Annotated in this window: 24 protein-coding genes; 8 read left to right on the top strand and 16 right to left on the bottom strand. The window is 62.1% G+C overall.

Annotated features, from left to right (window positions below; genetic code table 11):
* Nucleotides 1-57: 57 nt before the first annotated feature.
* From UNPF46_RS02540 to bfr, 3 genes are all read left to right on the top strand, one after another.
* Nucleotides 58-366, top strand: coding sequence for a hypothetical protein (locus UNPF46_RS02540; protein WP_142248928.1), 309 nt, complete (start codon nucleotides 58-60; stop codon nucleotides 364-366).
* 161 nt (nucleotides 367-527) lie between these two features.
* Nucleotides 528-800, top strand: coding sequence for a (2Fe-2S)-binding protein (locus UNPF46_RS02535; protein ID WP_100178413.1), 273 nt, complete (start codon nucleotides 528-530; stop codon nucleotides 798-800).
* Nucleotides 801-933: 133 nt separating this feature from the next.
* Nucleotides 934-1,422 carry a bacterioferritin gene (gene bfr / locus UNPF46_RS02530; protein WP_024339472.1) on the top strand — a complete coding sequence of 163 codons (489 nt, stop codon included), beginning with the start codon at nucleotides 934-936 and terminating at the stop codon, nucleotides 1,420-1,422.
* 214 nt (nucleotides 1,423-1,636) lie between these two features.
* On the opposite strand, the gene UNPF46_RS02525 is transcribed toward bfr, so the two are convergent.
* The 4 genes from UNPF46_RS02525 to UNPF46_RS02510 all read right to left on the bottom strand — a co-directional run bounded on the left by UNPF46_RS02525 (nucleotide 1,637) and on the right by UNPF46_RS02510 (nucleotide 4,233).
* A complete protein-coding gene (locus UNPF46_RS02525; protein WP_100178414.1) occupies nucleotides 1,637-2,239 on the bottom strand; it encodes an MSMEG_1061 family FMN-dependent PPOX-type flavoprotein in 603 nt (200 codons plus the stop codon).
* A gap of 77 nt (nucleotides 2,240-2,316) precedes the next feature.
* On the bottom strand, nucleotides 2,317-2,670 hold the full coding sequence (locus UNPF46_RS02520) for a hypothetical protein (RefSeq protein WP_142248927.1): 354 nt from the start codon (nucleotides 2,668-2,670) through the stop codon (nucleotides 2,317-2,319).
* Between the two features lie 126 nt (nucleotides 2,671-2,796).
* Nucleotides 2,797-3,138, bottom strand: a complete 342-nt coding sequence (locus tag UNPF46_RS02515; protein WP_100178415.1) for an MmcQ/YjbR family DNA-binding protein — start codon at nucleotides 3,136-3,138, stop codon at nucleotides 2,797-2,799.
* Nucleotides 3,139-3,156: 18 nt separating this feature from the next.
* Nucleotides 3,157-4,233, bottom strand: coding sequence for an alpha/beta fold hydrolase (locus UNPF46_RS02510; RefSeq protein WP_142248926.1), 1,077 nt, complete (start codon nucleotides 4,231-4,233; stop codon nucleotides 3,157-3,159).
* A gap of 128 nt (nucleotides 4,234-4,361) precedes the next feature.
* Between UNPF46_RS02510 and UNPF46_RS02505 the strand changes: the two genes are divergently transcribed.
* Complete coding sequence (locus UNPF46_RS02505; protein WP_100178417.1) at nucleotides 4,362-4,628, top strand: DUF2277 domain-containing protein; 267 nt, start codon at nucleotides 4,362-4,364, stop codon at nucleotides 4,626-4,628.
* Between the two features lie 97 nt (nucleotides 4,629-4,725).
* Nucleotides 4,726-4,947, top strand: coding sequence for a hypothetical protein (locus UNPF46_RS02500; protein ID WP_100181304.1), 222 nt, complete (start codon nucleotides 4,726-4,728; stop codon nucleotides 4,945-4,947).
* A gap of 145 nt (nucleotides 4,948-5,092) precedes the next feature.
* Here UNPF46_RS02500 and UNPF46_RS02495 read toward each other — a convergent pair whose 3' ends face one another.
* Nucleotides 5,093-5,614 carry a collagen-like domain-containing protein gene (locus tag UNPF46_RS02495; protein WP_100178418.1) on the bottom strand — a complete coding sequence of 174 codons (522 nt, stop codon included), beginning with the start codon at nucleotides 5,612-5,614 and terminating at the stop codon, nucleotides 5,093-5,095.
* A 158-nt stretch (nucleotides 5,615-5,772) separates the two neighbouring features.
* On the opposite strand from UNPF46_RS02495, the gene UNPF46_RS02490 reads away from it, so the two are divergent.
* Complete coding sequence (locus UNPF46_RS02490) at nucleotides 5,773-6,015, top strand: hypothetical protein (RefSeq protein WP_142248925.1); 243 nt, start codon at nucleotides 5,773-5,775, stop codon at nucleotides 6,013-6,015.
* On the opposite strand, the gene UNPF46_RS02485 is transcribed toward UNPF46_RS02490, so the two are convergent.
* Both UNPF46_RS02485 and UNPF46_RS02480 read right to left on the bottom strand, forming a co-directional pair.
* Nucleotides 6,012-6,260: a helix-turn-helix domain-containing protein gene (locus tag UNPF46_RS02485; RefSeq protein ID WP_028138133.1), complete on the bottom strand. Its 249-nt coding sequence runs from the start codon at nucleotides 6,258-6,260 to the stop codon at nucleotides 6,012-6,014. The two genes, UNPF46_RS02490 and UNPF46_RS02485, sit on opposite strands and share 4 nt — an antisense overlap.
* Before the next feature lie 202 nt (nucleotides 6,261-6,462).
* Nucleotides 6,463-7,230: an SDR family NAD(P)-dependent oxidoreductase gene (locus tag UNPF46_RS02480; protein WP_142248924.1), complete on the bottom strand. Its 768-nt coding sequence runs from the start codon at nucleotides 7,228-7,230 to the stop codon at nucleotides 6,463-6,465.
* A 111-nt stretch (nucleotides 7,231-7,341) separates the two neighbouring features.
* Between UNPF46_RS02480 and UNPF46_RS02475 the strand changes: the two genes are divergently transcribed.
* Complete coding sequence (locus tag UNPF46_RS02475; RefSeq protein WP_142248923.1) at nucleotides 7,342-7,839, top strand: J domain-containing protein; 498 nt, start codon at nucleotides 7,342-7,344, stop codon at nucleotides 7,837-7,839.
* Nucleotides 7,840-7,917: 78 nt separating this feature from the next.
* On the opposite strand, the gene UNPF46_RS02470 is transcribed toward UNPF46_RS02475, so the two are convergent.
* From UNPF46_RS02470 to UNPF46_RS02460, 3 genes are all read right to left on the bottom strand, one after another.
* Nucleotides 7,918-8,169, bottom strand: coding sequence for a hypothetical protein (locus UNPF46_RS02470; RefSeq protein ID WP_100178422.1), 252 nt, complete (start codon nucleotides 8,167-8,169; stop codon nucleotides 7,918-7,920).
* Between the two features lie 204 nt (nucleotides 8,170-8,373).
* A complete protein-coding gene (locus tag UNPF46_RS37265; protein WP_174719042.1) occupies nucleotides 8,374-8,634 on the bottom strand; it encodes a hypothetical protein in 261 nt (86 codons plus the stop codon).
* A 150-nt stretch (nucleotides 8,635-8,784) separates the two neighbouring features.
* Nucleotides 8,785-9,168, bottom strand: a complete 384-nt coding sequence (locus tag UNPF46_RS02460) for a RidA family protein (RefSeq protein ID WP_100178423.1) — start codon at nucleotides 9,166-9,168, stop codon at nucleotides 8,785-8,787.
* A 495-nt stretch (nucleotides 9,169-9,663) separates the two neighbouring features.
* On the opposite strand from UNPF46_RS02460, the gene UNPF46_RS02450 reads away from it, so the two are divergent.
* The gene (locus tag UNPF46_RS02450; protein ID WP_100178425.1) at nucleotides 9,664-10,098 is read left to right on the top strand and encodes a hypothetical protein; all 435 of its coding nucleotides are present in this window, start codon (nucleotides 9,664-9,666) and stop codon (nucleotides 10,096-10,098) included.
* Between the two features lie 6 nt (nucleotides 10,099-10,104).
* Here the strand turns inward: UNPF46_RS02450 and UNPF46_RS02445 are convergent, their stop codons facing one another.
* From UNPF46_RS02445 to thiC, 6 genes are all read right to left on the bottom strand, one after another.
* Nucleotides 10,105-10,752: a glutathione S-transferase family protein gene (locus UNPF46_RS02445; RefSeq protein ID WP_142248921.1), complete on the bottom strand. Its 648-nt coding sequence runs from the start codon at nucleotides 10,750-10,752 to the stop codon at nucleotides 10,105-10,107.
* Nucleotides 10,753-10,984: 232 nt separating this feature from the next.
* Nucleotides 10,985-11,515 (bottom strand): mismatch-specific DNA-glycosylase, encoded by a 531-nt coding sequence (locus UNPF46_RS02440; protein WP_142248920.1) that lies wholly within the window; start codon nucleotides 11,513-11,515, stop codon nucleotides 10,985-10,987.
* A gap of 64 nt (nucleotides 11,516-11,579) precedes the next feature.
* A complete protein-coding gene (locus UNPF46_RS02435; protein ID WP_142248919.1) occupies nucleotides 11,580-13,586 on the bottom strand; it encodes an ATP-binding protein in 2,007 nt (668 codons plus the stop codon).
* An 88-nt stretch (nucleotides 13,587-13,674) separates the two neighbouring features.
* Nucleotides 13,675-14,115 carry a hypothetical protein gene (locus UNPF46_RS02430; protein WP_142248918.1) on the bottom strand — a complete coding sequence of 147 codons (441 nt, stop codon included), beginning with the start codon at nucleotides 14,113-14,115 and terminating at the stop codon, nucleotides 13,675-13,677.
* Entirely contained in the window at nucleotides 14,112-14,999 is an 888-nt protein-coding gene (locus tag UNPF46_RS02425) for a ParA family protein (RefSeq protein ID WP_142248917.1), read from the bottom strand. The genes UNPF46_RS02430 and UNPF46_RS02425 overlap by 4 nt, the downstream gene beginning before the upstream one ends.
* Before the next feature lie 141 nt (nucleotides 15,000-15,140).
* Nucleotides 15,141-17,039 carry a phosphomethylpyrimidine synthase ThiC gene (gene thiC, locus UNPF46_RS02420; RefSeq protein ID WP_142248916.1) on the bottom strand — a complete coding sequence of 633 codons (1,899 nt, stop codon included), beginning with the start codon at nucleotides 17,037-17,039 and terminating at the stop codon, nucleotides 15,141-15,143.
* Nucleotides 17,040-17,219 lie beyond the last annotated feature (180 nt).

The following is a 17,219-nucleotide window of genomic DNA, read 5'->3' as shown; positions in this document are numbered from 1 at the left end:
CGGCACCTTTGCCGGGTGCGACCAATCGATAGGAACCGTAGCTCAGCCAGGGAGGCGATGATGGGCAACGCGATGATCAATGCATTGATTGCCGCCGGGGTCGTGTCCGCGATCGGTTACGGCTGGATTACCCACCTCCAGAACCGCGGTCGGCGCTCGCGCGCCGGGGCGCGCGGGGACGGCGGAAGCAGCAGCAGCGACACCGGCAGCGGGACGAGTGACGGCTTCTCGCTGGGGAGCTGGTTTTCCAGCGACAGTTCCGGCAGCTCGAGCGACGGTGGCAGTTGTTCCAGCACCGATAGCGGCAGCAGCGGCGGCGATTGCGGAGGCGGCGGCGACGGCGGTGGAGGGGGCGGCGGCGATTAGATCCCCTCAAATCTTGATCCAGCGCAACGCTGAAATTTAGGGCCGTTCTAGGCTGTTTTTGGGCCAGTTTGGAATAGCTTCAAATACCGCTTTTTCCTTTTGCATCCGGGCGGCCCGTTAAATATCGATGATGACGCATCACCGAAGGGCCTGCCGCTTCCATGATCGTTTGTTCCTGTAACGTGCTGAGCGATGACGACATCCGCGCCGCCGTCGCCGAGTCCGACGACGCCGTGCGCCATGCCAAGCAGGTCTACGGATGCCTCGGTTGCAGCGCCGAATGCGGCCGCTGCGCCCGGACGATCAAGACCATCATCGACGAAGCCCTCGGCCCCTGCGCCCAGTCCTGCTGCTCGGGCTGCCCGCACAGCCACACCGTGGCCGCCAATGACGAGGCGGCCGAGCCTGCCCAGTTCGCCCTCGCGGCCTGCTGACATCTTCCGCCTGCCTGGCTGAGCTTTTCCCCCGGCTGCGTCTCGGTAGCCAGTTGCCCTCATTCGTAAACTGACTTAGAAGCGTTCTAAACTCGGTTAGGGCCGATTTGGACTGCAAGAACTGGAGTGAATCATGCAGGGCGACGCAAAAGTTATCGACTATCTCAACAAGGCGCTGCGTCACGAACTGACTGCGATCAACCAGTACTGGCTGCACTACCGCTTCCTCGACAATTGGGGTCTCCTCGACATGGCCAAGGTCTGGCGCAAGGAGTCCATCGAGGAGATGGAGCATGCCGACAAGCTCACCGCGCGCATCCTGTTCCTCGACGGCTTCCCGAACATGCAGGTGCTCGATCCCTTGCGCATCGGCCAGAACGTCAAGGAGATCATCGAGTGCGACCTCGCTGCCGAGATGAGCGCGCGGGCGCTCTACCAGGAAGCGGCGACCTACTGCCACGGCGCCAAGGACTACGTCACGCGTGACCTGTTCGAGAAGCTGATGAGCGACGAGGAGCATCACATCGACTTCCTCGAAACCCAGCTCGACTTGATCGGCCGCATCGGCCTCGAGCTCTACACCCAGAAGCACGTCGGCGGGCTCGAGGGCGAGGGGCACTAAGGCCCGGCTGTCACCGCATACTCCCTGTCATCCCCGCCTAGTGCGCAATTGCGCACGGGCGCGGGGATCCATAGCCCCGGGGAGGAGTATGGCGCGCGGCTGGTAACTCCGAGCCTTCGCCAAACTTCTCCCTGTGGCTATGGATCCCGGATCTTCGCTTCGCTCGTCCGGGACGACAGCGTGATTGACGCGCCGGCTACAGCCCCACCCCCATCTACAACTGTGTCTTGTAGATCTCTTCCACGGTCTCCTGGCTTGCCGGCTCGCCGAGGCCGGTCTGGTCGTGAATGACCGTGACGATGCTCGGCATCACCGAGCGCTGCACCTTTTCCGACGACCATAGCTTCGAGCGCATCAGAGCCTTGCCGCAGTGGAAATAGACTTCGCTGACTGCGAGGTTCAGCACCGCGCGCGGCGGCTTGCCGAATTCCACCATCGCGGCGAGCAGATCAGGATCGGCCGACAGCGTGCCGCGTCCGCCGACGCGCAGCGTCTCGTCAATGCCGGGGACGAAGAACAGCAGCTGCACGAAGCCGGAGCCTTCGACGACGTTGCGAAAACTGTCGATCCGGTTGTTGCCGGAGCGGTCGGGCATCAACAGCTGATTGGGACCTGTGACGTGGACGAAGCCGATGCCGCCGCCGCGCGGCGAGGCGTCGACGCTGCCGTCCGCACCCGATGTCGCGAGCACGCAGAACGGCGACATTTCGATGAACTTCTTCGCATGCGCGTCGATCGCCGGACGCGCTTTCGCGATCACGCGCGGGCTCGGCTTGGCATAGATGGTGGCGAGGTCTTCGGCGCAAAGATCGGTCAACGGCGTGCCTCCTCATCGGCTCGGCCTCAACCTATCCGATCGGGCTGCCGCCAGCCAATGGAATCGATAAAGACGCGTTACACGGCATCCGCCGGCACGAAGCAGCTGATGATGATGGCCCCGCGATGGTGGACGTACCACACAACGGCCTGGCCGACCGGATTGCCGCGATCGCGGATGATGGCGCGCTCGGGCACCTCCATCCATTGCCCCTCGATCGGCACCCAATAGCTGCCCGCGCGCACGTCGTAGTCGGTGCGATGGCCGTCGGAGACGTCGCAGCAGGGCACGCCGTTCGGCGCGATCACGCTCTTGAACCAGGCGCGGATGTCGGGCGGGACGTGATCATATTGCCCGTTGTCGAACGCGAACGCCGCGCTCGTCAGCGCCGTCATCGCGACCAGCCAAACGCACAGTGCGAGCCTTCGCATGCGATCCTCCGCCGCATTCCGATTCGTATCGTTGATGCGATTAAGCCCGAGCTGTCGGCGCATTGCATGCTCAAATAATATGCGCGCGCGAGATGCGGCGCATGATGCGTTGCGGCATGATCTTCGCTATGGCGTCTCGATCGAGGCGAGCAGCGATTTTGGCGCGACGTTGCGCCAGGCCATATCGAGCGCGCTTCGCAATGTCACCCGATCGACCTTCGCCAGCTTCACATTCGTGCTGCCGTTCTTGCCCCAGGCGCCGGGCACGGGGCGAAACATCGCCGGCTCAGCATCGACGAGCATGGCCTGCTGGTCCGGCGTCAGCTTCACCATACCCCATGTTTCATCGGGATAGCCCATCGTCGCGAACACGCGCTTGCCGACGCGGAAATCGGCATGGCCGTGATGCGCGCCCTCGATAACGCCGGGAAGCGCGAGTGCCGCCTTGCGAAAGCGGGCTTTCGACATGTCGTCTTGCTGCTGATCCTACATCGCTCGCTGCGGCGCGGCTTGCAGCAATTGCCTGACCTGCTCGCTGTAGAACTTTGCATTGCCCGTGGTGCCGTGGCCGCGCGTCTCGGTGCTCGCAGGGATCAAATATAGCCTGCCATTCTTGACCCGCTTCATCGCAGCGTCGGTGATGCCGGTCTCGGGCGGGTTGCGCTCGTCGTCGGCGGAATTGATCAGCAGCAGCGAGGCTTCGATGGCCTCCAGCTTCTCGCCGGCATTGTAGTCGTGCGAGGACTCCCACTGGTAGACGAAGTCGTTGGCGTCGGCCGTGATCGGTGTCGCCAGCCGGTCGTCGACGATCTTGTCGGCCTTGGCCGCGGTCGGCGCCTGCGCCTGATAGGCCAGCGTTCCGCCGATGCTGGCAATGCCGTAGGCAGTGACTGCATATTTCATCATGCGCGGCTGACTGGTGTAGTTGCCGCCGTTGTAGTCGGGATCGTTGCGGATGGTGTCGAGCATGATCCGCCGCATCATCCAGTTGCGCGAGGCCATCTCGGTCGGCTGCGAGGCCATCGGGATCAGCGCGTCCATCGCGGTCGGATATTTCTCGCCCCATAGCCAGGTGTGCATGCCGCCCATCGAATTGCCGATGACGAGCCGCAGATGCTTGATGCCGAGGCCCTCCGTCACCAGGCGATATTGCGCCTCGACCATGTCCTCGTAATCGTATTTCGGGAAGCTCGTCTTCAAGCCGTCGGACGGTTTCGACGATTTGCCGTGGCCGATCCCGTCGGGGAGGATGATGTAATATTTGGACGCATCGAGCGGCTGCCCTGCGCCGAACAATTCGCCGCCGAAGGACGGCCCCAGCATGCTGGCGCCCGAGCCTCCGGTGCCGTGCAGCACCAGAACCGGTTGACCGGTCGGCTCGCCGATCGTGGTGTAGTGCAGCTTCAACTCCGGCATGGTCTCGCCGGTGTGGAACTTGAAATCCCTGGCGATCCAGTCGCCCTGCTTGGGGGCCGGATAGTCGGCGGCCGATACGGGTGTGGAGACGGCCGGCATTGCGATGGACAGCAGGACGGCCGCCAGTGCTGCGCAACAAGCTTTCATGTTCGTTCCCCCCTGCGGCTCGTGGTCGGCGGCCGCGCTGGGAGGGAACTTAGCAGAAGTGCGAAGAAGGATGTAGGATTTTGGTTTCGCCGATCGTCCTTGAGGAAACCGCCGGAGAGAGACCCAGCATGTGCCGCAACATCAAGACGCTGTTCAACTTCGAGCCGCCGGCGACGGAGGATGAGATCCACGCCAGCGCGCTGCAGTTCGTGCGAAAATTGTCCGGCTTCAACAAGCCGTCGCAGGCCAATGAGGCGGCCTTCGATCGTGCCGTCGCGGAAGTGTCGGATGCCGCGCGAAAACTCCTGACCTCGCTGCATACCCATGCGCCCGCGCGCGACCGCGAGATCGAGGCGGAAAGGGCGAAGGAGCGCTCGCGGCTCCGCTTCGGGTAGTGGGCTCCGGCAACTCGTTCCGTGATCCGGCTCACGGTATGGGGCGCCTCATTTTGCAATGATGTCCGCCGGGGTTTTGACAGCCCGGAGCAGGACCATGAGCCGCCCCCTTCTTCCTCTGAAAGCAGGTGCCATCGTCTTCACGCTGCTATGGACCGCGTGGATGATGTGGTGGAGCGGCTCGTTCTCGAGCGCGAACGTGATCATCCTCGCCCTGTGCGGCGCCGCGGTCGGCTATCTCTGGTATCGCGCCATGCGCTGGCAGTTCGAGCGAATGGGCATGCTGCCGGGCAAGGATGATGCTTCCGGCGCGTCTTGACTGGCTCGTGTCCCGGACGCGGTGCGGCGCGAAGTGCCGCTCCGCAGCGCCGGGACCTGGAAATCGGGAGTGGGTCTTCCGGTGTGATTGACCCCGGCTCAGCAGCGCGACATTGCCGCGCTGCGGCCGGAGTACCAGCACGGCGCTAATCGTTGCGGTCGTGCTTCTTCTTTTTCTTCTTTTTCTTGTGTTCGTCGCCTTCGCCGTCGTCGCTTTCGTCGTCGAGGACGGCCGCATCGGGCTCCTGCACCGCGGCTGCCAAAGCTTCGCGCTCGGCGGCTTCACGCTCGCGTTGGCGGCGGCGCTCGTCCCAGGCGTCGAAGAGTTGATCGAGCCACGGCAGTACCTGTTCGATCGACGGCAGCTGACCGGGCGGCCCGGCTTCGCCGCGCGGACCTTGCGGTCCCACCGGCCCCTGCGGGCCGGCAGGTCCCTGCGCGCCAGTTGGGCCGCGCGGGCCGGCCTCGCCCTGCTTGCCTTGCGGACCGGCCTTGCCCTGAGGTCCCGCCTTTCCGATCGGCCCCGGCTTGCCCTGCGGCCCCGGCTTGCCGCGCGCGCCGTCGGGGCCGCGCCGGCCCGGATGACCCTGCGGTCCCGGCCGTCCCGGCTCGCCCTGCCGCCCGCGCGGTCCCTGAGGTCCCTGCCGTCGTCCCTGATCGTCTGCCACGCCACTGCTCCCTTGACCGGAAGCAAGCTACTTAGCGGCGTTTGACGACAGCAGCAATTCCACCCGCGCAGCGCGCCAGGCTTGATCAACATCAATCCGCAGCGCGAGGCGCCGTGCCATCGCTCGCGCACCGCCCCACCTCTTGCGAGGAGCGACCGATGCGCGCAGCGTGGAAAGTCTTTTGCCTGTTCGCCGCCGTCCTTGTGGCAGCGATCGGCCTCGGCCACCTGCTGGTGCCGCACATCGTGCCGGTCGCATTCGCCGAGGAGCCGCAACCGTCATGGGCTGTCATGACGGCCTTCTTCTTCCGTGCGATCGAACTGATTGCCGGCTCGGTCGCGATGATCGCGCTCGCGGTCATCGCCGGCGGACTGATCCGGCGGTGCGTGCTCTCGCGCTAATCCTGATAGGCAGGCACCTCGATGCCCGAGGCGGCATAGAGCTTGATCTTGTTGCGCAGCGTGCGCACGGACAGGCCGAGCACGCGCGAGGCGCGCGTGCGATTGCCGTCGCAGCGCGCGAGCGTCTGCAGCACGAGCTCGCGCTCGACCTCGTCGACGGTGGCGCCGATCAGAAGCGGAACGATCTGGTTGGGGGCAAGAAACTGTGCGCCCGGTTCGGACGCGGCGACATGAACAGTGGTCATCAACACACTCCCCGATCAACGCCCGCCTCCATCGTTGGAAGCGGATCGAGAACAAACGACCCCCAAGCCGTAGATCTACGGTGGGCGGGTTTGGTTAACGAAAGGTTAATTGCGGGGCGCCGCACCAGATGACCTCGGGAAAGCCGCGAAGCCGCCGCGATTGGCGCGAGATGCATCGCGATGCGGCCCTATCTCGCTCAGCTCACACCGTCCTGTACCCGCCGTCGACCATCACGATCGTTCCGGTGACGTAGGCCGACAGATCCGAGGCCAGGAAGATCGCGGGTCCGACGATGTCTTCGGGCTTGCCGGTGCGCGCCAGCGGGGTGTGGTCGACGAAAGCCTGCACCAGCGCCGGATTGGTCGCGCGCACATTGGCGTTGATGTTGGTCTCGATGAAGCCCGGCCCGATCGCGTTGACGCGCACGCCCTCCTTGCCGAGCTCGACCGCGAGCGCCTTGGTGAAGCCGAGCACGCCGTGCTTCGAGGTGGTGTAGGCCGCCGAGCTCGGCGTGCGCAGATGCACGAAGGACTGGATCGAGCCGATATTGACGATGCGGCCTTTGCTCGCGCGCAAGGGCGCGAGGAAGGCCTGCGTCACGTTGAAGACGCCGTTGAGGTTGAGCGAGATGATGTCGTTCCAGTCCTTCGCCACCGTCTCGGTGTCCGCCGTGAAGGCGTTGCGGCGGGTGATGCCGGCATTGTTGACGAGGATCGAGACCTGCCCGACCTTGTGTTCGACCTGCTTTGCGAGCGCGAAGCAATCCTCGCGCTGGGTCACGTCGAGCGCGAAGCTCTCCGCCTTGCCGCCCGCTTTTCGGATCTCCTCGGCGGCCTCCGCGACGGTGCCGGCGTTGACGTCGAGCAGCACCACTTGCGCGCCCTCGCGGGCATAGCCGGCGGCGATCGCGCGGCCGATGCCGGAACCCGCCCCGGTGACGACGGCGATGTGGTTTGCAAGCAATGCCATGACATTTTCCTCCCGTTTTCGTTTCGAAGTTTCACGAAACGCTAACTCGAAATTAAGGGGGCGGAAACGGCAGCCTTGGCATACTGATCCTCGTTGCTAAACGTTGCGCGCATGATGGAACGGCTCGACATCCGGCTCGACTCCTGGAAACTCGCCCTCGAACGCCTCCGCTCGGCGCAGTCGGCCGACTTCGCCGAGGCGGGCCGGCTCGTGGCCGAGATCGCGCGGATGAGCACGGATACGATGCTGCGCCAGGCCGCCGAGCAGGCGCTGCCGGTGCTGCGCCAGGCGGTCGACAATCATGATCACGGCGTCACGCTGGCGGCCCAGCGTCGTCTCGCCGTGGTGCTCGAGGTCGTCCACGACCTGACCGCGCCGCGCTTCGGCCGCCGCAACGCCATGCCGAAACAGCTCTCCACCGAGGATCGCGCCCGCAAGCTGCTCGGCCTGCCGCTTTCGGTGCAGCTCACCTGCGCGGACATCAACCAGGCCTATCGCCGCGCGGCCAAGGGCATGCATCCCGACCACGGCGGCAGCGCGCAGGCCTTCATCGACCTCGCCGCCGCGCGCGACGTCCTGATCCATCCCGGCGCGCACAAGGACGCGTGAGGATTTCAGTTCTCGAAAAACGAACGGGCAAGGACGAGACCATCGTCCTTGCCCGCTCTTCGTCCGCCGATCGAAATCCTACCAGGTGCAGTGACCGTTCTTGAGCGCGGCATCCTTCGCCGCGAGGGCGTCGAGGAAGGTCGGCATGCTGGCGCTGGCGCGATGATAGCCGGCCGGCCACGGCGTGGTCGGGATGCTCTCGTCCCAGATCTGGCAGAAGCCGGTGTCCTGCCAGCGGATCAGGTGATAGCTGGCCTCGGCAGGGCTCGCAGCCATGAACGCAGTGACGGCAAGACCGGCGGCAGCGCACAGCAGGGAAATACGACGCATGATCGGCTCCTCGAAATGAATGATGTGATGCGCCTCCCGGCAATGACGGGGAGGGCTGGTGCCGGACGCTATGGGATGCGCGCCGGACAAGATGTGAGTAGTTCCGCGTGCTGATCAGGTTCAAAGCGCGCGGACGCGGCGCAAAAGAAGAGGGCGGACCGCTCGCGCGATCCGCCCTTGGAATCCGGTTTTGTCGCCTCAGGCCTAGAGCGTGCAGCGGCGCTCGGAGCGGAGCTTGATCTGCAGGTCGGAGGCGGCCTGGAAGGTCGGGAGCGGCTTGCTGACGACCTTGTAGGTCGATACCCCGATCTGGAGCGGCTTGTACTTCAGGTCCTCGTTCCAGACCTGGCAGATGCCGGTGTTGTCCCAGCGGATCACGTAATAGCCGACCTTGGCCGAGGCCGGCACGGCGAAGACGGAAGAAGCGATGCCGGCAACGGCACAGAGCGCGAGAACGCGACGCATGAAATATCTCCTGATGAGAACGTGAACCTGAAAATTCGTGCGGTAAAAGCAGGTCCTTTGCAAGCAGGTCGGCTGCCGTTCACGGACATGTCAGCTGTTCCCAAGGCATTTGGTTTGGCCGCGTGCCCGACAAGCCACACGCCGGGCGGCTCACCTCGCCAGCGAGGCCACCGCCTCGATCTCGATCAGCATCTTCGGATCGGGCAGGGCCTGCACCACGCAGGTGGTGCGCGCAGGGTAGGGCGGCGGGCCGAAGGCGCCGGCATAGAGCGCATTCATGGCGGCGACGTCGGAGGCGCGGGTCAGGAGCACGTTGACCTTGGCGAGGTCGCGGAAGGTGGCGCCGGCCTCGTCCAGCACCCGCCTGATGTTGACGACGACGTTGGCGAACTGCGCCTCGAAACCATCGGGCAGCGCACCCTTGGCATCGAAGCCGGGAATGCCCGAGACGAACAGGAGATCGCCGACGCGCGTGGCAAAGGACAGCGGCGGCGCCTTGAGGTTCGGCGGGGGCGCGAAATGCTGGATCGGCATGGGATCACCTCGAAGACGGTCGCTGACGCCGGAAGCGTAGCGGCAGGCGAGGCGAGCTCCAAACAAAAAACGCGAAAACAACCCCATGCACAGTAGCCATGAGGCTGGAATCGTTCGCGTTTTCAAATTCGAAATCGCCGAAATCACCGAAATCGCGTATTTGCTTCGTCGGGCAAAACAGTGGTGGAATGGTCTCGTGGAGATCGGTCTCTTGCCGGCGCCCCAAACTCCGCCGTCATGCCCGGGCTTGTCCCGGGCATCCACGTTCTTGCGCCGCGAGGAAGACGTGGATGGCCGGGTCGAGCCCGGCCATGACGCTGTGGAGGCACGGCGAGCCTAAACGCCCGCTTCGTTCGAGACTGCCGTGCCTCGCAGGAAAGCGGCTCACCGCGTTGCGCCCGCGTGATCCCATCATGTTGCCGCCCCGATCGATCAGGTACATTCGCCGCGTCTGATTCGTTTCTTCCCCACAAAAAACAGCCCCCGGAGACTCCCATGAAGCTCGCTTCCACCTTTCGCGCCGCGCTGGTCGCCATCGCCGCGCTGGCCGGACTCTCGACCGCGGCGCAGGCCGACAGCGGCACCGTGACGCTGACGATCTACAAGGCGGGCTGGATCATCGGCGGCTCCGGCGGCTCGGGCGTGCTGAACTTCCGCGGCCGCACTTACGCGCTCTCGACCGGCGGGCTCGACTACGGCCTCGTGTTCGGGGGATCCAAGACCGTGCTGCGCGGCCGCGTCAGCAACATCAACCGTCCCTCCGACGTCGCCGGGGTCTACGGCGCCGCCGGTGCCGGCCTTGCCGTCGGCGCCGGCGCCCGCGCCATCGTGCTGACCAACCAGAAGGGCGCGGTGCTGGAGCTGTCGGGCACGCAGGTCGGCCTGATGGCGAATGCCGATCTCAGCGGCCTTGCGATCACGATGCGGTAGGGACGGCTACGAGCGCGCCGTTGCGGTGAGCACCGCAAGCTGCGCGTCGAACGCGCGGCGGAACGCGGGCCGTGCCTCGCCGCGCGCGACGTAAGCGGCGATGGCAGGATATTCATCGAGCAGGCCCGATGTGTTCAACCGCCGCAGCACCGTCACCATCATGAGATCGCCGGCGCTGAACGCGCCGTCGAGCCAGTCGGCACCACTGATGCGAGCGGACAATTCGCCGAGCCTGGTGCGGACGCGATCCTGCAACATCGGTAGCCGCTCCGCGGACCAGCTCTTGTCGCGCTCGAACAGCATCGCCATGGTGAGCTCGACGATCGGCGGCTCAATCGTGCTCAGCGCGGCGAACATCCACGCGATCGCGCGGGCGCGCGCATTGGCGTCCCCAGGCAGCAAACCCTCGTGGCGCTCGGCGATGTGCAGCACGATTGCGCCTGACTCGAACAGCGCGAGATCGCCGTCCTCATAGGTGGGGATCTGCCCGAACGGATGCAGCGCAAGATGCGCCGGCTGCTTCATCGCGGCGAAGGAAAGGAGGCGGACGTCGTGGGGCTGACCGACCTCCTCAAGCGCCCAGCGCACACGCACGTCGCGCGCCTGGCCCTTTCCGCGGTCGGGGGAGTTTTCGAAGGCGGTGATGGTGGGCATCGGGGCTCCGGGGTGATCGTTTCCAGGACGAACGACGGATACTGTCTCCGACAGACTGTGTGCGAAATATCGGTGGTGGCGTGCCCCGGACGCAGTGCAGCGCGACGCCACTTGCGGCGCGATGCGCTGCAGAGCCGGGGCCCATGACAAACCCGTGCCGGAGCTTCTGGATCCCGGGTCTGCGCTACGCTTGCCCGGGACACGAGAGCAGACGCAATCCGGCAGTCGCCGCTCAGGGTGCGCGACCAATCCACGCCCCCAGTTCGCGCCACGGCTCTATCGTCCAATGCCCGGACGCCGCGCCGGACGGCGAGGGAAGCACGAATATCTCCGGCAAGCTTCCGTCGCGCTTCTGCCGCCCGAGCGCAATCGCAGTCGACGGCCGGCCGTAAAACAAGCTCGCCGCCTTCTTGCTCGTGAACGCAATCGTCCGCGGCCGATAGGTCTCCATCTTTGTCCTGAAGCCCGCCACGTCGATCGTCTCCGCCGCGATCTGGTGATCCATCCCGGCGCCGGTCTTGGAAAGATCGGTGAAGCCGATCCCGAGCTCGATCAGCTCCGCGAACTCGCTTGGCTGATACCGCCGCGGCGTGATCCCGGCCTCATGGATCGCGCGCCAGAAGCGGTTGCCGGGATGGGCGTAGTAGTGGCCGAGTTCGGTAGAGCGCGTGGAGGCGGCGGTGCCGACGAAGACGAGGCGGAGATGGGGACGGAGCTGGTCGGGGAGGCGGTGGGGAGTCGACAGCAAATCAAAGGTTTGCAACTCGCTCTGGCCACAGCGAGGTCCTTCGTTAGACCTATCGCGTCTCGGTGCATCTTCGTCCATACTAAGCTTGTTGGATAGCCCTTCGTTTCTCTCGAATCCTGGCCGATCGCTTCTTGGCAGCCAAAGATGGCGTTCCTAGGTTGAGCTCATCGAAGAAAGCTTGATTTCGATGTTCAGCATCTCGAATCATCTTCTTAAACGAGATAACTCTGATGTGCGCGTTGTGGCGTGAAGACCACCCATAGTACCCTTCGCCGTCAGGGGTTGGATTTTGTGCGATGGTCTTTTCAAAGCTGCGTCTTGTTGCATCAGTCAATTCACAGACAATAAAGCATTCAAAGGGCGTCTGATCCGTTATGTCGGAAACGACTTCGCCGTCAATGTCCCGCACCTGAGAGCCCCGAAGCTCCTCAATGTATCCCAGAACTTGCCCGACCGGATCCTGACTCGGCTTGTCATCACCCGGTCGCTTGAATTCAACGATCACTACTGGATCGTTTGTGCCTTCCCTGCGAAACCCGATTGGATTAAAGAATATGATATCTGGCTCTTTTCTCGACGACCCTTTTTCAGTCAGTGCGCTAATCGATTTATCCGACGCGAAGAATTCGTATGCGGCCAAGTTGTCGTCCAAGACCCAGAGGTTGTGCTCAGAGCGCTCGCCTGATCGATAGATTTCGCCCATTGGACAGATCAGATCGTGAATAACGCGCTCATAGTGATAGCTCTTCTTTTCGTCATCCTTATATTTAAGAAGTAGGTTAGCTATCTGCAGGACTTGATGTCGCTTTACGACCAATTCGGCCAGGCGGTGCTTTGCCTGATCGGAAATTTGCTCTAATACCGTTTCAGCTTCCCTCCGTGCTTCAGGTTCTAGAGACGAGAGCTGATCTAGCTCTGAAATGCGCTTTCGAAGTTCTCGTTCTTCGCGATAGAGCAGTACGAAGAGGTTCTGTCCGATCTGTTCGTCGTCCATGCCTGGCGATAGACCTGCGACGTATTCGTCGACATTCTCAAACTGGCTCGCCAGCTGTGGATGTTCCTCCACTAGACTGAGCACCGTCTTTTTCTGTTTGGCTCGCTGCACCTGTATGTGCGCTTTGAGGAACCGTTCGCAGGAGCCAAGTACCGCGTGCTCTAGAGCTTCACGCTGTTCTGAAGTTAGTTTGAAGCCAAGTCTCTCTTGATCGACTCGCTCATCAAGAAATTCACCGCTGACAATGGCTACGTACGCTTTTCCATCAGGAAGTTCTTTCAGTGCATACTTGCGTTCAATCGAAATTGGATCGCCAACCAGGCGACCATGGGCCGTCAGAAGGTAGGAGTTTCGCAATCCCGTAGATATTGAGGCATCAACGAAGAGATGGTTCACTCGCAGTTCAGTGCTTCCCTCTCCAAAATCGACCTCTATAACGTGTTCTTCCGCTTCACCAACTTGGTTGGAGATAAAATCGTTCAGACTGGAAGTCTCGCCATGGTAAGTAATATTGACGCGAGGAAGTGTCCCAGAAACGTACTGAGGAAAGAAATGAAGTGCGAGGTCCTTCAGGTAGGACGTAGGTCGAATTCGCCCGCGTTGCTCTGCGCGCAACCGAGATAGTGTGACTGTTGATCCGGTCTCTCGACCAGAGACCGGTGTAGACCGTCTATTCGAAATAGAGTTTTCCTTCTCGGGGTCAAATCTGAAGCGCACTCGTTCAATAGACGTTTTGTTGATGGCAATGCTGTCGACCCTAATGTCCTCAAACATCTTGATCCAAATGAAGCGTCCAACACCCTTGCCGCCTCGCTCATATTTGAAGCGACTATCACTTGTTTCAAAGGAGCGGATGTTGTCGGGCGTAAAGCCCACGCCATTGTCTGTGATTGAGATCGACTCGATGTCGCCATGCTCGTCCGTGGCAATGTCGACATCAACCTTGCCTCGAGACGCCGCGTGAGCCTCGGTAAAGCGATCGTTTATTGCATGGATTGAATTGCTTACCGCCTCATAGACAGAATAGAGGATCGCCGTTTTCCCGTCCGGTAAGCGCATATTATTGATGCGGCCGATGACGTCAAATTTCATCAATCGATCAGACCCGGTGGTCTGCCTCCAATCATTGTCCTTCGGTGCTTCGGTCTGGCGGAGCGATCCCGTTTCTTGACGTCGTGCGTCAATCGCGACGACTGTGACGAGAGAGCAATAAGCTTTCCCGTACCTTGCCTAGAATTGCATCAAGCATCGCGCGGACAGAGGGCTTGTTACTAGGAAATGTAACACCCACTTCCTTGGCTATTGCGAGCAGGTCCGCAGACGAGCGGCGCGCAAGATAGACCTCCGCTTCCGACGTGGCTCCAGAAGAGGCAAGCCTTACTATGTTGTCGAACTCTGCCAATGCCTGATCAGCCGACAGCGTGCTCTTCTTCTGAGCTGAACGCGTGGCATGTTGTTCCTTGACTCGTGCGGCTACTGACGGAAACGCAGCCTTCACCCGATTCTCAATGCGTGCGAGTTGGGAGCTGATTGTCTTAAGGGCTCTCCTAAGTTCTCCACATTCTTCGAGAAGCTTTTGGACTTCTTCGTCGGGGGTTCGAAAAGGCGCTTCGCTGGTCACTTCATAACTCCTAGGCATGAGCTCCACAGCTTCTGAAAATCACCAACCAAATCGGCCGGCACGCCTCCGCCCGTAATTGCTCGCTTAATGCCAACTCTTTCACGGACCCATGCTTCATCAAAGAATTTTGCGCGGATGCCGTGATCCTTAGTTGCGCGTTCGCAAATCTGTTGAATCTGCCTCATGTAAAAGGCGGTCTCTTTTGTTGGCGAATTAGCCCAAGTCTTGGTCTTGTTCATGAAGACTGCAATTTGAGGGGTGGGGTGCGGTTCTATCCGCATTTTGAGTGAATTCAATAGCAAGCTCACCCCACGTGACGCAAAGAAGTCGGGGTTAACGGGTATGAGAACTAAGTCGCAGCAGGATAGCACGCTATAGGAGAGTAGCGTGAACGAAGGTGGGCAATCAAATAGAACGTAATCGTAATCCGCCACCTTGTTCGAGTGGTGAATTTTGCCGAGCAGCCTGCGCATAAAATCCTTCATCTGGTCTCGATCGAAAACCTCCAGCTCGAGCCAATAAAGGTCTTCTACCGAAGGAACAAAGTGAAGGCCTTTCGCTATCTGATAGATGAAATCGTACGCTATTGGGAAATTGAAGTGCGCCCCAGGTTTAGTGTACTGATCGATCGCATCAAAGATGGTTCGTCGGTCGGCGACGCATTTGTCGTACCAGGTGCCAAATGCTGCGTGCAGTGAACCACTATCCTCGTTGAGCCCAACGGCCTGCGTAAGGGACATTTGGGCGTCGAGATCGAACATGAGAACGCTCGCGTTCGAATAGGTGGCAAGTGTATCGGCAAGACACCACGTCACCGTGGTTTTCCCAACGCCACCTTTGAAGTTGATGGTCGCAATTGTCTTCGGGCTCTTATTGCCTGTCATGGCTTGCTCCAAATGCACTTAACTATCGGGAGTTAGCCTCGCTCAAATTGGTGAGGCCGGCAACTAAAAGTTGCCGGCCTCCCTTTTGTAATCTCGCAGAGTAAGTTCAGCCGCAGCTGGGTCAGGTCGAGAGCACTCCGCTCACAACACCCGATTGCTCTCCTTCACCTTCTCCGCATCCAGATACAAGCTCTCGCCCATCTCCTTAAACTTCGCGCTCATCTTGGCCATGCCGTCTTCGGCCGTGCCCTGCATCGACATCCCCACCGCCGCCGGATCGTTCAGCGTCGCCGCGTAGTCGCGCACGTCCTGGGTGATCTTCATCGAGCAGAATTTCGGGCCGCACATCGAGCAGAAATGGGCGACCTTGTGGGCTTCCTTCGGCAGGGTCTCGTCGTGGAAGTTTTTCGCCGTATCCGGGTCGAGGCCGAGGTTGAACTGGTCGCTCCAGCGGAAGTCGAACCTTGCGCGGGAGAGGGCGTCGTCGCGCAGTTGCGCGGCGGGGTGGCCCTTGGCCAAGTCAGACGCGTGGGCGGCGATCTTGTAGGTGATGACGCCGGTCTTGACGTCGTTGCGGTCGGGCAGGCCGAGGTGCTCCTTCGGCGTGACGTAGCAGAGCATGGCGCAGCCGAACCAGCCGATCATGGCGGCGCCGATGCCTGAGGTGATGTGGTCGTAGCCCGGCGCGATGTCGGTGGTCAGCGGTCCAAGCGTGTAGAACGGCGCCTCGCCGCACTCCTTGAGCTGCTTGTCCATGTTGATCTTGATCTTGTGCATCGGCACGTGGCCGGGGCCTTCGATCATGACCTGGCAGCCCTTGTCCCACGCGATCTTGGTCAGTTCGCCGAGCGTCTCCAGCTCCGCGAACTGGGCGCGATCGTTGGCGTCGGCGATCGAGCCCGGGCGCAGACCGTCGCCGAGCGAGAACGAGACGTCATACTTGCGCATGAGGTCGCAGATCTCGTCGAAATGCGTGTAGAGGAAGCTTTCCTTGTGATGCGCGAGGCACCATTTCGCCATGATCGAGCCGCCGCGGCTGACGATGCCGGTGACGCGGCTGGCGGTGAGGTGGATGTATTGCAGGCGCACGCCGGCGTGGATAGTGAAATAGTCGACGCCCTGTTCGCACTGCTCGATCAGCGTGTCCTTGTAGAGCTCCCAGGTCAGCTTGACGGGATCGCCGTTGCACTTCTCCAGCGCCTGGTAAATGGGAACGGTGCCGATCGGCACCGGCGAGTTGCGCAGGATCCACTCACGGGTGGTGTGGATGTTGCGCCCCGTAGAGAGATCCATCACGGTGTCGGCGCCCCAGCGGATCGCCCACACCATCTTCTCGACCTCTTCCTCGACCGACGACGTCACGGCGGAGTTGCCGATATTGGCGTTGATCTTGGTCAGGAAGTTGCGGCCGATGATCATCGGCTCGAGCTCTGAGTGGTTGATGTTGCAGGGGATGATGGCGCGGCCGCGCGCGATCTCGTCGCGGACGAATTCCGGGGTGATGAAGGCGGGCACCGAGGCGCCGAAGCTTTCGCCGTCGGCGAGCGCAGCTTCCGCGCGCTCGAGCTGCTCTTTGCGGCCGAGGTTTTCGCGGGCGGCGACGTAGATCATCTCCTTGGTGATGATGCCGGCGCGGGCGAATTCGAGCTGGGTGATCTTGTGGCCATCGAGGCCGCGCAGCGGCCTGTGATAGGCCGAGAAGGCGCGCGCGGCCTTGTCGGTGGAGACGCTGCCGTTGTCTTCCGGCTTGACCTGGCGCCCGTCATATTCCTCGACGCCGCCGCGCTCCAGCACCCAGGCTTTGCGGTTGCGGGCAAGGCCGGCGTTGACGTCGATGGTGACGGACGGATCGGTGTAGGGGCCCGAGGTGTCGTACACCGGCAGGTTCGGCTCGCCCGCGCCTTCGGACAGGATGATCTCGCGCAAGGGCACGCGCAGATCGGGCGCGGCGTCAGGGGTCGCGAAGATCTTTCGCGAGGAGGGCAGCGGGCCGGTGGTGACGGCGGGGACGGTTTTTTCGGGATTGGAGCGGATGTTCATGGGATCCTCCGTTGAATATGATTATCGCGTCGTCGCGTGCTGTTCGTCATCCTGAGGTGCGAGCGCTTGCGCGCCTCGAAGGATGGAGCCGGGCCGTCGCCCTTCGAGGGCCGCTGAAGAAGCGGCCACCTCAGGGTGACGGATAACTGTTTGCTCCGTCATTGCGGGCGCAGCGAAGCA

The sequence above is a fragment of the Bradyrhizobium sp. UNPF46 genome (genome assembly GCF_006658625.1).
GTDB classification, from domain to species: domain Bacteria; phylum Pseudomonadota; class Alphaproteobacteria; order Rhizobiales; family Xanthobacteraceae; genus Bradyrhizobium; species Bradyrhizobium nitroreducens.
Note: the sequence above shows the minus strand (reverse complement) of the source record. Positions and strands in the feature narration are given on the sequence as shown.

Excerpts from the sequence above, each read along its gene's own strand:
- UNPF46_RS02540 (WP_142248928.1), top strand. The coding sequence starts at position 58 with ATGATGGGCAACGCGATGATCAATGCATTGATTGCCGCCGGGGTCGTG.
- UNPF46_RS02535 (WP_100178413.1), top strand. The coding sequence starts at position 528 with ATGATCGTTTGTTCCTGTAACGTGCTGAGCGATGACGACATCCGCGCC.
- bfr (WP_024339472.1), top strand. The coding sequence starts at position 934 with ATGCAGGGCGACGCAAAAGTTATCGACTATCTCAACAAGGCGCTGCGT.
- UNPF46_RS02520 (WP_142248927.1), bottom strand. The coding sequence starts at position 2,670 with ATGCGAAGGCTCGCACTGTGCGTTTGGCTGGTCGCGATGACGGCGCTG.
- UNPF46_RS02515 (WP_100178415.1), bottom strand. The coding sequence starts at position 3,138 with ATGTCGAAAGCCCGCTTTCGCAAGGCGGCACTCGCGCTTCCCGGCGTT.
- UNPF46_RS02510 (WP_142248926.1), bottom strand. The coding sequence starts at position 4,233 with ATGAAAGCTTGTTGCGCAGCACTGGCGGCCGTCCTGCTGTCCATCGCA.
- UNPF46_RS02505 (WP_100178417.1), top strand. The coding sequence starts at position 4,362 with ATGTGCCGCAACATCAAGACGCTGTTCAACTTCGAGCCGCCGGCGACG.
- UNPF46_RS02500 (WP_100181304.1), top strand. The coding sequence starts at position 4,726 with ATGAGCCGCCCCCTTCTTCCTCTGAAAGCAGGTGCCATCGTCTTCACG.
- UNPF46_RS02490 (WP_142248925.1), top strand. The coding sequence starts at position 5,773 with ATGCGCGCAGCGTGGAAAGTCTTTTGCCTGTTCGCCGCCGTCCTTGTG.
- UNPF46_RS02485 (WP_028138133.1), bottom strand. The coding sequence starts at position 6,260 with ATGACCACTGTTCATGTCGCCGCGTCCGAACCGGGCGCACAGTTTCTT.
- UNPF46_RS02480 (WP_142248924.1), bottom strand. The coding sequence starts at position 7,230 with ATGGCATTGCTTGCAAACCACATCGCCGTCGTCACCGGGGCGGGTTCC.
- UNPF46_RS02475 (WP_142248923.1), top strand. The coding sequence starts at position 7,342 with ATGATGGAACGGCTCGACATCCGGCTCGACTCCTGGAAACTCGCCCTC.
- UNPF46_RS02470 (WP_100178422.1), bottom strand. The coding sequence starts at position 8,169 with ATGCGTCGTATTTCCCTGCTGTGCGCTGCCGCCGGTCTTGCCGTCACT.
- UNPF46_RS37265 (WP_174719042.1), bottom strand. The coding sequence starts at position 8,634 with ATGCGTCGCGTTCTCGCGCTCTGTGCCGTTGCCGGCATCGCTTCTTCC.
- UNPF46_RS02460 (WP_100178423.1), bottom strand. The coding sequence starts at position 9,168 with ATGCCGATCCAGCATTTCGCGCCCCCGCCGAACCTCAAGGCGCCGCCG.
- UNPF46_RS02450 (WP_100178425.1), top strand. The coding sequence starts at position 9,664 with ATGAAGCTCGCTTCCACCTTTCGCGCCGCGCTGGTCGCCATCGCCGCG.
- UNPF46_RS02445 (WP_142248921.1), bottom strand. The coding sequence starts at position 10,752 with ATGCCCACCATCACCGCCTTCGAAAACTCCCCCGACCGCGGAAAGGGC.
- UNPF46_RS02435 (WP_142248919.1), bottom strand. The coding sequence starts at position 13,586 with ATGAAATTTGACGTCATCGGCCGCATCAATAATATGCGCTTACCGGAC.
- UNPF46_RS02425 (WP_142248917.1), bottom strand. The coding sequence starts at position 14,999 with ATGACAGGCAATAAGAGCCCGAAGACAATTGCGACCATCAACTTCAAA.
- thiC (WP_142248916.1), bottom strand. The coding sequence starts at position 17,039 with ATGAACATCCGCTCCAATCCCGAAAAAACCGTCCCCGCCGTCACCACC.